This window comes from Nitrospirota bacterium, from assembly GCA_035873375.1.
In the GTDB taxonomy this organism is placed as follows: Bacteria; Nitrospirota; Thermodesulfovibrionia; order Thermodesulfovibrionales; family JdFR-85; genus BMS3Bbin07.
Map to the genome: position 1 here is coordinate 62,342 of JAYWMQ010000013.1, position 13,075 is coordinate 75,416.

7 protein-coding genes are annotated in these 13,075 nt (G+C 48.6%); 5 read left to right on the plus strand and 2 right to left on the minus strand.

Annotated elements, in window-relative coordinates; genetic code table 11:
• Positions 1–4 precede the first annotated feature (4 nt).
• Positions 5–3,451, minus strand: a complete 3,447-nt coding sequence (locus tag VST71_03735) for a PEP/pyruvate-binding domain-containing protein (GenBank protein ID MEC4684829.1) — start codon at positions 3,449–3,451, stop codon at positions 5–7.
• Between the two features lie 214 nt (positions 3,452–3,665).
• On the opposite strand from VST71_03735, the gene VST71_03740 reads away from it, so the two are divergent.
• The 3 genes from VST71_03740 to VST71_03750 all read left to right on the plus strand — a co-directional run bounded on the left by VST71_03740 (position 3,666) and on the right by VST71_03750 (position 9,514).
• Positions 3,666–6,131 (plus strand): DUF3536 domain-containing protein, encoded by a 2,466-nt coding sequence (locus VST71_03740; protein MEC4684830.1) that lies wholly within the window; start codon positions 3,666–3,668, stop codon positions 6,129–6,131.
• A gap of 72 nt (positions 6,132–6,203) precedes the next feature.
• Positions 6,204–8,459 carry a 4-alpha-glucanotransferase gene (gene malQ, locus VST71_03745; GenBank protein ID MEC4684831.1) on the plus strand — a complete coding sequence of 752 codons (2,256 nt, stop codon included), beginning with the start codon at positions 6,204–6,206 and terminating at the stop codon, positions 8,457–8,459.
• A 206-nt stretch (positions 8,460–8,665) separates the two neighbouring features.
• On the plus strand, positions 8,666–9,514 hold the full coding sequence (locus VST71_03750; GenBank protein MEC4684832.1) for an MBL fold metallo-hydrolase: 849 nt from the start codon (positions 8,666–8,668) through the stop codon (positions 9,512–9,514).
• Between the two features lie 341 nt (positions 9,515–9,855).
• Here the strand turns inward: VST71_03750 and hcp are convergent, their stop codons facing one another.
• A complete protein-coding gene (hcp, locus tag VST71_03755) occupies positions 9,856–11,520 on the minus strand; it encodes a hydroxylamine reductase (protein ID MEC4684833.1) in 1,665 nt (554 codons plus the stop codon).
• Between the two features lie 332 nt (positions 11,521–11,852).
• On the opposite strand from hcp, the gene VST71_03760 reads away from it, so the two are divergent.
• Positions 11,853–12,425: a Panacea domain-containing protein gene (locus VST71_03760; GenBank protein MEC4684834.1), complete on the plus strand. Its 573-nt coding sequence runs from the start codon at positions 11,853–11,855 to the stop codon at positions 12,423–12,425.
• Positions 12,426–12,586: 161 nt separating this feature from the next.
• Entirely contained in the window at positions 12,587–12,868 is a 282-nt protein-coding gene (locus VST71_03765) for a hypothetical protein (protein MEC4684835.1), read from the plus strand.
• Positions 12,869–13,075 lie beyond the last annotated feature (207 nt).

Below are 13,075 nucleotides of genomic sequence, written 5' to 3' on the forward strand. Positions count from 1 at the left end.
TACCTCACACCTGAGGACGTGTCTGTACTACATAATAACGGCCCTGGGAGCAGGCACCCTCGATATCCTGCGGAGAGCCAAGGACCTTTTCAACCATGACGCCGACGTTGGTGATTCCGGTCAGGAGTTCATTTCTGAAATTCTCATCCCACACCAATGGCTCCTCTGTATAATCTAGTAAAACCTTACGGGGCGGTTTCAGCATTACGCTGTCATAAAGGCCGGCCCCCGCGTAACCGCTCAGGTCCTCTCCATTGGAGTCCGAACGGAAGATGAGTCCTCCACCAAAGAGACCAACGCTTTTACTCGGATAGGAAAGGAGCTGTGGTTCAGACCCCCTTTTCCTGCAGGTAAAACCAAGGGCCCTGCCCGGATAGTTACCGACCAGGGTCTCCCCAAGGCCCAACACCACCTCTGCATAGAGTTCATCACTGTCGCCTGTAAAAGGATTGTCCGTATGGATTACAAAGGAGTATTCCGCCTCCACGACCTGCTGGATGAGCACTGCCATGAAAAGGTCCTCATCAGGGATACCCCTTGCCTTACGGCTCAGATATGCCCTTTCATTCCACTTGGACGCCCAGACACGCTTGATACACATCCAGGTGTCATCCCAGTCTTTGGGCCACCCAAGCCCTGCATCCTCCATAACCCCGCGAAGTACGGATGGCAACTCCTCCGGGGCTTCAAGCCCCAGCAGGGTCTTGCGGATATCTTCAAGTATCTCTTCGGGGTTGCCGTCAAGCCCGGATACGAGTTCCCGGTAATGTTGTGCAATCTCGCTGTTACGATCCAGTGCAAGCACTTTTTCGAATACACCAAACGGCAGTGCCACTGAAGCGGGCAGATGGACCCAATCAGGCAATTTACCCTGCAGGCGGGTCAGGTTGAGGGACTTGCCGCCCACTACTCCTTCCCTGAAATCCCTTGCACCTATAGCGTATGCTGTAAACTCAGGCCGGGCTATTTTTATAAATCCCAACTTTACCCGTGGGGGTACATTAACCATTTCACCGGAAACCTCTTCAAATACCACGTCTCCTGATGTATCCACCGCAAAGTTAAGGTAACGGCCCTTGAGTGATTTAAGGCGCTCAAGGTGTTTTCTGTCGTAACAGATGGCAAAGAGGAGGTGAGCGTTTCTGGCACGGACCGCCACATGAGACACAAGATCAACTGCATCCGGAGTAATAACAGCGGTTACACCTTCAGGGGGCTCTTCGTCTCCCCTTACCTTGTCTGCAATGATAACTGTGGGACTGTCAAACCTTTTGCCCTGAACGGCCCCTAATGCCTCCACTGTCTCGACCCGTCCAATCCCCTGGCCCTGGCTGATAACCTGCCAGTTGCCGAGCTTTGCTTTTTTTCGCAATACCGGGTCCAGATAACGCAAAAGCATGGACAGAACAAATGCAGGCCTGCCGCGCACAATCTCCTCAGAGAAGAGTGTAATGGCCCATGAATCGGCTTGAAATGCCTTGCCGAGTAATTCTGCCTTGGGTTGCAGCAACTGGTAATAATGGTCGATAAAGGCGCCTATGGCACGCCCTATCCTGTCAAGAACGGCCTTGGCGTGGAGTGCTCGGTCAAGGGTAAGGGGAGAGACCGCCTTGAGCCTTTTCCACTCACGGAGACATGCTAAAAACTCTTCACTGTCATAGAAGAACCTTACGTTCTCAAGTACCATGCCCACCAGTTCTACAAGTTCCTTCACCTCCATGCGGGAGTGTATATTGCGCTCTACGATAACGCGCAGGAACTCCTCGAGTGCAAGGTCGAGGTAGAGGATATCACGAACCCTGGCGTTATCCTTTTCCGTGCTCAGGAGTTTGTTAAGAATGCGCCGAACCCGGGTGATCCTGTCAACGAGCTCCACCATCTCTGTTCTGCTGTTATCCTTGTGCTTCCATATGAATTCCAGCATCCCGCTTGCTTCGGCATCCAGTAGATACCTGGCGGCATTGATGGCGCTTTCAAGATCAGTGCCGGAATGAACCGATCTTAAAAGTCTTAGATACTCCTCAAAATCATGTATCAGGGCGTCTTTCAGGTGGGGGATAAAATCCGGAGGGCTTTTTATAGGCCGTTCAAAGCCTTCCAGCCTCTCTTTTGTAACACCTCCGGCCTCAAGGGTTCTGTAGAAGAGCTCAAGATCTCCGTCACTTCTCAGGAAGTTCAGGTAAGCCTCACAGATGACGATATCATCGGGGGTGGCGTTGTTGTGGAGTTTCTGGTGCCACTCCTCCAGAAAATGGCCTGCCACCTCCTTTATGTGGTGTCTGTGCATGATGTGGAGTATCTCGTCACGGATACGCTGGCCCTCACCGCCCCTGCCCACTGTGGTCATCATCAGGCGGATTAGATCACGGCTTGCCGGTTCACTTATATAGACATCTGCAAGCTTCAGGGTCAGGCGGTCCTGTGAGTGAGTCAATTCACTCGGTTTTGTATTATAATTCCGCTGCCAGACCAGTTGCCTTATGGCTGAAAAACGCATCCATACAAAAAGCAGTGCCAGGCCTTCCACGTCATTTCCGACTCTCTCCAGCAGGTCGTGGCAGAGGTTAAACCTGTGCATCAGCGTCCATGAATGGTTGCCCATTTCAGCCCGGATGATCGTTTCGGCAAGTTGAGACAGGGGAACCTCCTTTTGACCGGCCACAGGTACGTAGAAGTTCCGGCCCCGGTCTTTAATCCAGCGGCCTGTGCCGGGATGCCTCAGCACAAAGGGAATCCCCATGGGGGCATCATCTTCCCCGAATTTCAGTATCAGCCGGTTCATGCCTTCATGCAGGACAAAAGGTGTTTCTGCAGCTTTGTCGTCAAACACCTCTGTTCCGGCCGGATGCATTGAAGAGGGGGGCAGGAGCCATTCATCACGTCCATGCATTGCCACACCCCAATGCAGGATCAGGAGCCCCGGCATGTCGGTAAGCAGATTGAGCCGGTAGCGGCCGTCTTCCCTGCAGAGGGCAACTGCCAGTTGACTGTCCGGGTCAAGTCCATACACGTCTTTAAATAATACTTCACGCTCCTTCAGCTCCTCCTCCAGTACCTGTGCCGGAGAAGGCCCTTTGCGTGCCGGTGATTTGATCTTGATCCGGTAGTTCTTTCCCCGGTTATTGTCCCAGGAACCGTCCTCGGGAAAGAAGAGGGCAAAGTTCAGGATTGCGAAATTCAGGTCCTTATCCAGCCTGACGATGATTCGGCCTTCATTGTTATGAAGAATGAAAGGTGTTTGAAGCGCCCCCTCATCAAAGGCCCTGCTGCCTTCGGGCCAGAGCGGTTGCGGGGGGATCTGCCAGGGAGCGCTTTCATTGAGCGCAAGTCCCCAGTGCAGGATGCATTTTTTCCTGCTTTTCATTCGTAGTGATAATTCAATCCCGCCGGCTATGTCCCGTCTCTCTACCAGCAGATTGACACCACTTCTTGTCTTTATCTCCTCAGCCATATGATAATTATTATAACTCTTTTTATAACGGATTCGTACCCCTGTCCCGGAATTCACTTTCGTGTTGACGATTTTTATGGCGATTTTAATGCCGTTTGTAGGGGCGGGGTCTCCCCGCCCTCTCTCTGTCCCGGGCTTCAGTTTCTTATTGACGATTTTAATGCCGTAATAATACAGTATAAGCTGAATAAGCTGAAAGGAGATATGAGTAAATATGAAAAAATATATCTGTATACATGGTCATTTCTATCAGCCCCCCAGGGAAAATCCCTGGCTTGAGAGGATCGAGGCTCAGGAGTCTGCATATCCGTACCATGACTGGAATGAGCGGGTCAACGCTGAGTGCTATGCACCTATCGCTGTTTCGAGGATAGTGGATGGTACGGGCAGAATTATCCGGATCGTGAATAATTATGAAAAGATAAACTTTGACTTCGGCCCAACACTGCTTAGCTGGATTGAATGGCATTCACCGCATATTTATAACAAGATCATTGAGGCCGACAAGCTGAGCACAGAGAACCGTTCAGGCCACGGCAATGCAATGGCGCAGGCATACAATCACATGATAATGCCCCTGGCAAACAGGCAGGACAAGATTACTCAGGTCGTCTGGGGCATACAGGATTTCAGAAAGAGGTTTAGACGTCAGCCCGAGGGTATGTGGCTTCCAGAGGCTGCAGTGGATACAGAGACCCTCGAGATAATGAGCGAACACGGGATTAGGTTCACGGTCCTTGCTCCGGGGCAGGCAAGGAGTGTCAGGCCGGTTGGAGGGGAGGAGTGGACTGATGTGTCGGGTGGCTCAATAGATACCACCATACCCTATCTGTGCAGGTTACCTTCAGGGGCTGAAATGCACATTATCTTCTATGAAGGGGGGATTGCTCATGACGTCTCCTTTGGTGACCTGCTCAACAGTGGTGAGTCCTTTGCAAGCAGGCTATTTGAGGCATTAAAGCACGGTGGGAACCATTCGCCAATTGTTAACATTGCAACTGATGGTGAGACTTACGGCCATCATCACAAGTTTGGTGAGATGGCCCTTGCCTATGCAGTTGACCATATTGAGAGGGACCCCGGTGTCAGGCTATGCAATTACGCAGAATATCTCTCACTTAACAACCCCTCGCATGAGGTGCAGATCATCGAAAATACCTCCTGGAGTTGTGCCCACGGGATTGAGAGGTGGCGCTCTGATTGTGGTTGCGCCACCGGGGGCCATTCTGAATGGAATCAGGGATGGAGGGCCCCCCTGCGTGAAAGTCTGGACTGGCTGAGGGAAAGGTTTGCCGGGATTTATGAAGAACATGCTCCAGGTCTTCTGAAAGACCCCTGGAGTGCAAGAAACAATTACATAGACGTGATACTGGAGCGTTCAGATACCACAAAGGATATCTTCTTCAGCAACAATGCCGTAAAGTCTCTGAACAGCGAGGAGAGGGTTACCGCTTTAAAACTCCTTGAAATGCAGAGAAATGCAATGTTGATGTACACAAGCTGCGGCTGGTTTTTCGAAGACATCTCGGGCATTGAGACGGTCCAGATACTCCGGTATGCTGCCCGGGCAATAGAGCTTGCCGGTGAGGTATCGGGACAATGGCTTGAAGATGAGTTTCTTAAAAGACTTGCAGGTGCAAGGAGCAATATTGAGGAGTTGGGCAATGGAGCGGATATATACAAAAGGTCTGTAAAGCCTTCAAGGGCGGATCTGAAGAGGGCGACAGTGCATGTGGCCATAAGCTCGTTTTTTGAAGAATATCCTGAAGACACCGAGGTCTACTGTTACAGGGTGAAGACGGAGGATTATCAGAAACTGAGGCACGAGGATACAGAGATTGCAATCGGCAGGCTTCGCGTTACTTCGTTAATAACGGAAGAGACAAAGACCCTCGTCTTTGCCGCCCTTCAACTCGGAGCGTATGATTATAATTGTGCTGTTACGGATTACACGGATAACAGGGAATACAAAAAGATAAAAAAAGAGATACTCTCCGGGTTCAGCAGGGGGGACATAGCTGGAATACTGAAGAATACAGAGAGGTTTTTTGGTCCTGAGCGCTATACAATCAAGGATCTTTTCAAGGACGAGCAGCAGAGGCTGCTCGATGTTATCATCAAGGACAATATTGAAGAGATAGAGAAAAACTTTGAGGGTGTATATGAAAAGAACTCCTTTCTTATGGGCATGCTTGAGGAGTTTGGTCACAGGATCCCCGGGGTCTTCATGATGGCAACCGAGATAGCACTGAAGCGGGAGATGCAGCAGGCCATACAGAGCAAGAGGGTGGACACGGAAAGGGTCAGTTTTCTGCTCCGGGAGATGAAGCGGTGGCATATAAAACTGGATCTGAAGTGGCTGGAGATGTTCCTGAGGCGAAGACTCGAAGAGGAGATGAGGAGATTCAGTGAGGCCCCTGACTTTGAGCACCTTGAAAGGGTTAATGAAGTGCTGACTGTTGTCTTTCTCATGCCTGTGCAGGTGAATCTCTGGACTGCCCAGAATATATACTACGATATGCTGATGTCTGTATACCAGGATATGCTGAAGTGCGAAGAATCAGGTGAAAAGGATATCATGGCAAACGATGTCAAGGCAAAGGATATCAGAGAATGGATAGAGGGGTTTTTGCATCTTGGGCAGAGGCTTTTTTTCAATATTGAGGAGATAACCCGTTAAGGGTTTCACCTGAGAAAAGAGTTGAGCCTGTCCGGGAGTTTTTCGGACAACTCAATTAAGGATAAGTTGATAATGAAGATACAAGACCTTATAAATGAACTTTCCAATCTCTGCGGCATCATTCCTGAGTATTATGACGCATGGGACAAGCTCCGAACTGTTCCGTTTGAGACCAAAACGGCTGCACTCAGGGCCATGGGATATGATACCGCGGAGCCCGGAAGGGTGAGGGAGGCAATAGAAGGGATTAAGCAGAAGAGGTACACTGCCCTGATTGAGCCGGCAAAGGTTGTATCAATAAATGCCCAGTCCGGGGAGCTCCGGTTGTGTATACCGGCTGAAGATGTTGATGAAAAGACGGTTTTAAGATGGTCTGTTACTGATGAGGAAGACCATACAGAGGTCAACAGCGCGGAGCTTTCAGGTATTCCCCGGCAGACAGTTAAAGAGGTTGCCGGAAAGAGGGTTATCGAGGTTTCAGTTGCAGACAGGGATGACAGGCCAACAGGATATTACGATGTAAGCGTCGAGGTCGTTTCGGCAGGTCACGTCCTGTCAGGGCGGATGCGGCTCATCATAACTCCGGACAGGGCCTACCTGCACCCGGCTCTTGCGGACGGCAACAGGACCTGGGGTCTCGGAATAAACCTCTATGCCCTGCGTTCCGGCAGTAACCAGGGAGTTGGTGATCTGAGTGATTTGGGGGAGATGCTCCAATGGGTAGGCAGTGAGCTGGAGGGAGATTTTGTAGCGATAAATCCCCTGCACAGTATTGCCAACCGGATGCCCTACGGCGTGAGTCCGTACTCTCCGCTAAGCCGCCTGTACTGCAACATGATATACATAGATATCTACGGGGTTGAAGACGTCATGAACTCAAGGAGGGCAACGGCAATAATTGAGAGCCCCGAATTCGTTGAGGAGCTTGAGAGGCTGCGGCAGACCGAACTTGTTGACTATGAGGGGGTTGCAAGACTCAAGGAGCCGGTGCTGAGTGCGGCATTTCAGTATTTATATGAAGAGCACCTCCTTTCCCTGACAGAGAGGGGTCGAAGGTTCAGGCTTTTTATCTCTTCCGAGGGAAAACCACTTGATGACTATGCAACGTTTCTCTCCCTCCACGAACACTTTACGCAGAAAGGGCTTTGTCGCTGGAAGGACTGGCCACAGGAGTACCATAACCCTGATGCTCATGAAGTCAGGATGTTCAGGGAGAGGCACGAAAAGAGGATAACCTTTCACAAGTACATACAGTGGCTGATAAATGAACAGCTTGGTAATGCATCAAAAAAGGCAGAGGAATCAGGCATGTCAGTAGGGCTTTACAGGGACCTCGCCGTAGGCTCACTCGCTGACGGCAGTGATGTATGGGGCAATCAGGAGATATTTGCCATTGACGTAAACGTCGGAGCCCCGCCTGACAATTTCAGCCTCAGGGGCCAGAACTGGGGCTTTCCACCATTGATTCCCGACAGGCTGCGTCAGCAGGGTTACGACTTCTTTATACAGGTTATCAGAGAGAATCTAAAACACGCCGGAGCCATCCGTATCGACCATGCCCTGGGGTTGTTCAGGCTGTACTGGATTCCTCCGGGCATAAAGTCACAGGATGGTGTTTATATACGCTATCCCTCTGAAGACCTCCTCAGGATAATAGCACTTGAGAGCATGAGGAACCGCGTAGTCGTGATTGCCGAAGACCTCGGCACTGTCGGCAAGAAAGTAAGGGAGACCCTGCAGAGGTTCGGGATGCTCTCCTACAGGCTTTTTTACTACGAGAGGGACCGTTCAACCCGGGAGTATCTGCCCCCGCAGGTATACCCTGAGATGGCGGTCACCTCGATCACTACCCACGACCTTCCCACCATCTCCGGGTTCTGGACAGGAAGGGATATAGAGGTCAAAAAGGCGCTTAAGCTCTATCCTGACGAAGATGCCTGGTTGCTGGACCTGTCAAACAGGCAGGCTGACAGGCAGAGGCTTCTGAAGGCACTTAAACGGGCAGGACTGCTGCCGCCGGGAATGCCAGCTGACCCCGGGAGAATCCCTGTTATGACAGATGAACTATGCCTTGCCATTTACAGATACCTTGCAATGACCCCCTCAAAACTTCTGACCGTAAATCTTGACGATATCCTGGGGACGGAAGACCAGCAAAATCTGCCCTCAACCGTAGATGAATATCCGAACTGGAGACGGAAGGTGCCTTACAGCACGGACGAGCTCATGAAGATGGAGGTTTTTGGGAAACTCGTTGGGATAAGGGAGAAGCGTGACCAGGCAGATTGTATATCCGGAAATAAGGGGTATAAAGAGAGACATGATTAACCCTTCACTCATTCTCGTTCCGACATCCAGTCGGGACTCCGAGGGAATTTCGCAATTCACCATCCGGGTGAATATACTGCGAAATTAAAACCGTTCAGGGTTAATCATGTCTCTCTTTTATATCGGTCAGCGTTGATTTGTCATTCAATCCGGGTTGCAGTGTTTAATTGCCAAGGCAGTAACACGGTTATGGGGATATGAAAAGCATGAAAAAGGGTTTAAAATTAGGAAAGTTCGAATTGTTCTGGCTCAGCGGCGGTAGACTTGCCATTGATGGCGGGGCCATGTTTGGTGTTGTGCCAAAGGTGCTGTGGTCAAAAAAATACCCCTGCTGTGATGAAGAAAACCGTGTCCCGCTGATTACCTCACCCATCCTTGTTAAAACTCCCAACGCCCTTGTTCTCATTGATACGGGGTTGGGGAACAAGCTTGACGAAAAACAGAAGAGGATATTCAGGCAGCAGGAGGACTGGAACATCCTGAAAGACCTGAACTCTCTGGATATAAAGAGGGAGGATATAGACCTTGTTATCCTGACCCATTTTGATTTTGACCATGCAGGCGGAGTGGTGATGATGGTCGAGGGTGCAGGGCCGGCGCTCACATTTCCAGATGCAAGGCACATCCTTCAGAAAACAGAATGGCAGGACGTGTTAAATCCAAACAGGAGGTCTGTCAACACTTACTGGCCCATAAACTATGAACTGCTGAAGAAGTCAGGGAATCTCGAACTGGTTTCAGGTGAGGTTGAGGTTGTTGATGGTATAAAGGCCATACATACAGGCGGACATACAAGGGGGCATCAGGTAGTGAGAATGGAGTCTGCGGGGCAAACAGCCCTGCATATGGGGGATTTGCTTCCCACTCATGCCCATTTCAACCCGCTCTGGGTTACTGCCTATGACAACTTTCCCCTTGATGCCATTGAAATAAAAAAAGAGCTGGAATCCAGGGGTATCAAAGAGGGGTCGTGGTTCACCTTCTATCATGACCCGTTTATCCAGGCCTGCAGGTTTGATGAAAAAGGGAATGTTGTTGAAGAATGGAAGGGCTGAATATGATATTAATTCGGTAACTATTCAGCTGAACTAAATTGGACAGGCTCTGAACCATGTGCTGAACTTGTTTCAGTATTGTTTCAGGCCTGGCAAGACGAATAGACTGCGTCTCATAACATTTTGCCCTTGATTTGTCACCCTGAACTTGATTCAGGGTCTCATAACCTATTGATTCTTAGAGATTCTGAAATAAATTCAGAATGACATATATGGTTTTTTTCTGTTTGTGCAATAAACCCTTAACCTACTAAATACTCTGTATTTATTTGCCGGTTTAATAAAAGAGAGGGGGCATTCCGCCCCCTCTCTTTTTGAGCATATTTTCATAAAGTAATTGGTTAAGCTGAGGCCTTGCTAACCTCAAGACAGTCGGCATCACCTGCTTCATCACCACAGAGTATCGCCTTCAGATCCTCCTCCGGCGTACTGATCGGCTTGATGTTATAGTTATCAACCAGTACCTTGAGCACGTTCGGTGTGATAAATGCCGGAAGTGTCGGCCCAAGCCTGATATCCTGAATACCCAAGTGAAGCAGGGTAAGCAATATCGCCACTGCCTTCTGCTCATACCACGAAAGCACCATCGAAAGCGGCAGGTCGTTGACTCCAACGCCGAATGCCTCGGAAAGGGCAAGCGCTATCTTTATAGCCGAATAGGCGTCATTGCACTGACCCACATCCAGAAGCCTCGGTATTCCGCCGATATTTCCGAGTTCCTTGTCAAAAAAGCGGAACTTCCCGCATGCAAGTGTCAGCACCACACAGTCTGAAGGGACCTTCTCGACAAACTCTGTGTAGTAGTTTCTGCCGGGTTTTGCCCCGTCACAACCTGCAACCAGGAAGAAGTGACGTATGTCCTTGTTCTTTACTGCCTCCACAATCGTTCCAGCCACGCCCAATACAGCGTTTCTGGCAAATCCCGTCATAACTGTTTTGCCTGCCACATCCGCCTCAAAACCCTGTAATTCAAGTGCCCTCTCAACAATGGGGGTAAAATCATACCCTTCAATATGTGTTACGCCGGGGAACTGAACAGGCCCTGAGGTAAATATGTTGTCCTTATAGGTATCAAGGGGTTTCTGCAAGCAGTTGGTGGTCATGAGTATTGCACCCGGGAATGCAGCAAACTCCTTGTGCTGGTTCTGCCATGCAGTTCCGTAATGACCTGCAAGGTGAGGATACTTTTTAAGCCCCGGATAACCGTTGCAGGGAAGCATCTCGCCGTGGGTGTATACGTTTATCCCTTTCCCCTCTGTCTGCTTCAGTATCTCCGCAAGGTCTTTAAGGTCATGGCCTGATACGAGTATGGCCTTGCCTTTTTTAGCCCCGAGCGAGACATTGGTAGGCTCGGGATGTCCATAGGTGCCGGTGTTAGCCGTATCAAGGAGCTCCATTGCCCTGAGATTGACCTCTCCGCACTTCAGGGCCATTGCCACCCAGTCGTTCAGGGTGAGGTCCTTGCTCAGCATGGAGGCCTGGGCCTCGTGCATGAAGGCATAGACACCATTGTCCTCCTGTCCGAGTGTGCGTGCATGTACTGCATATGCCGCAACACCCTTCAGCCCGTACAATGTTGTATGCATGAGCGAGCGGATATCCGGATCATCGCTTAAGCTCATAATACCAACCCGGCCTGACTGTGCAACCATTCCCTCGTAATCATCTGCCGGAGTAAAGGTAGCAGCATCATGGTCAAAAGTCTTTGAAACCTTCTTTTTAAGCCCCTCTCTGAGTTCAACCCCCCTTCTGACAAGGCCTGCAATGCTCTCCCCGTCGAAGTTCACATTCGTAAGAGTGGTAAAAAGTGCATCTGCTGTAAAGGCATTTACAGCGGGATCAGAAGCGATCCCTTCTTTCTCAGCCTCCACGGCATACAGGGCCAAGCCCCTTAATGCATGTTCAAGCAGGTCCTGCAACTCCGAAACCTGCGGACTCTTCCCGCAAACCCCAACCTTTTCACATCCCGTTCCCTTCGCAGCCTGTTCACACTGGTAACAAAACATTGATAGTCCTCCTTTGACTTTTATTATCTTTTCTTTCTGCTGTAACTATATCAGCACTTTAATAATGCACTATACGAGGCAAAGGATTCCATGATATAAATCATAAGTCCGGTTTTTATTGTAAGGATAAGGGTCTTCTGAGTATTACAAAAGGTTAACAGCAAGAAAAATACTGTAAAATAGTTTGACATTTTTTCTATCAAGCTGTTATATAAAACCGCTATGATAAGTGTGGGCACACTTTTTAAACTGAAATTCCCGCTAATTCTGCTATAATAAAAATATAGAATATAGGGTTCTTGTAACCGACAAAATCATAAAAGGTCTTTAGCATGATAGATACAGCCACCATAATTGAAGCATTATATTATCTCCTCAGAAAACTTGGGAAAGCCGATAAAATCAAACTTGTCAAGCTTATATACCTTGCCGATAAATACCACCTCATCCGTTATGGAAGAACAATAACCAATGATGATTACTACGCAATGGAACATGGCCCGGTTGGAACAACAGTCAAAGATGTCCTGAACCTTGACCCGTTTAGTATTTCGAAGAGCGGATATAAATATGCTTCCAGATTGATTGAGATAATCGATGATAATACTTTCAAGGCAAATCCTGATACGAGAGTCTCATTTGACATGCTTTCGGAAAGCGACAAGGAAGCTCTCGATTTTGTTGTGGAAAAGTTTGGGAAAATGGGACAATGGAAATTGCGGGATTACACTCACAAGTACCCCGAATGGTATCAGTATAAGGATTTATTTACCAATAAACTAACAAAAAGAGAGCGTATTGATACAAAAGAACTTTTATCGACAATAAAAGATGATCCATTAAAAATACCCTCCAAGCAACATATTAAGGAATCCAGGAAAATTCTCTCCGGAAATTATGACTGATTGTGGATTTTCCGCCTGCCTATATCGCAAACACATTAAAAGGCTTTTGTGTATGTTACTTCAAGAATACCGACCATGCTCCCGAGTCCCCGCCACACTATCATATTACAGTCCCCATAAGTGCTGATTCGTATTTGTTGTTATGTGTTATCACCTCTCAGATGGAAAGCAGGATTAAATATTATCAGAGAACAAATGAACACGCAGTGCCGTGTCTGGTAAGTGTAGACAAAAACGACCTGCATTTTTTGAAAAAAGAAAGCATTATTGAATGCAACCAGCCCATGTTGGTGCGTAAAAAAGATTTTGGTAAAATAGTTGATCCCAACCAGAAATGCAAGGTGATAATGCGTGATATCCCTTCAGATATCAAAGAGAAAATCATTAAGGCGATAAATGACAGTCCTATTGTGAAGCCATTTATCAAGAAGCTTTTAAAATAACCAGCATGAATATGATCAACTTCCGGGACCTACTGTGCAAAACTATTGACGGGACATAAAAATAAAATGGTTCCTCGCTGATTTGAGTGGGTAGCCCTTGCTTAGTAGCCATACAAAATGGTAAGTTCATACGCATTATGACAGATACTGAACTTATACAAAAGGCCCTTGGTTTGACACCGCCGTGGCGGGTGACATCTTCAGATT

What these genes read in the sequence shown, in the direction of transcription:
- VST71_03740 (MEC4684830.1), top strand. Translation starts at nt 3,666, where the DNA reads ATGAAAAAATATATCTGTATACATGGTCATTTCTATCAGCCCCCCAGG.
- VST71_03735 (MEC4684829.1), bottom strand. Translation starts at nt 3,451, where the DNA reads ATGGCTGAGGAGATAAAGACAAGAAGTGGTGTCAATCTGCTGGTAGAG.
- VST71_03750 (MEC4684832.1), top strand. Translation starts at nt 8,666, where the DNA reads ATGAAAAAGGGTTTAAAATTAGGAAAGTTCGAATTGTTCTGGCTCAGC.
- VST71_03765 (MEC4684835.1), top strand. Translation starts at nt 12,587, where the DNA reads ATGGAAAGCAGGATTAAATATTATCAGAGAACAAATGAACACGCAGTG.
- hcp (MEC4684833.1), bottom strand. Translation starts at nt 11,520, where the DNA reads ATGTTTTGTTACCAGTGTGAACAGGCTGCGAAGGGAACGGGATGTGAA.
- VST71_03760 (MEC4684834.1), top strand. Translation starts at nt 11,853, where the DNA reads ATGATAGATACAGCCACCATAATTGAAGCATTATATTATCTCCTCAGA.
- malQ (MEC4684831.1), top strand. Translation starts at nt 6,204, where the DNA reads ATGAAGATACAAGACCTTATAAATGAACTTTCCAATCTCTGCGGCATC.